This window comes from Klebsiella sp. HN106 (genome assembly GCF_051209435.1).
Classification (GTDB): domain Bacteria; phylum Pseudomonadota; class Gammaproteobacteria; order Enterobacterales; family Enterobacteriaceae; genus Klebsiella; species Klebsiella oxytoca.
Genome location: NZ_JBLURD010000227.1, coordinates 1 through 297 on the forward strand (window position 1 = coordinate 1; position 297 = coordinate 297).

A 297-nucleotide genomic window follows, 5' to 3' on the forward strand; every position below is an offset into this window, starting at 1 on the left:
GCGACGTTGGCGTAGAAGGTATCCGCCAGCACTACGGGATCCTGTTGCACCATCGCGATGCCCCGACGCAACGCGCTGTGGCTGAGGGATGCGAGCGGTCGACCATCGATGCGGATCTCGCCGTGGGTTAACGGGTAATAGCCCATCATCAGACTGGCGAGGGTACTCTTTCCGCTGCCGGTATGTCCGACCAGCGCCACGAAGCTGCGGGAGGGAATATCCAGCGTGATATCCTGGAGAACCAGACGGTCCCCCCGGTAAGCAAAGGAGAGATGGTCAATTTCCACCCGCTATTCG

The 297-nt window shown here is 60.3% G+C and carries 1 pseudogene; it reads right to left on the bottom strand.

Annotated features, from left to right (window positions below):
* A pseudogene (locus ACSIPU_RS31030) lies at nucleotides 1–290 on the bottom strand (ATP-binding cassette domain-containing protein); the annotation flags it as partial.
* Between the last annotated feature and the right edge of the window lie 7 nt (nucleotides 291–297).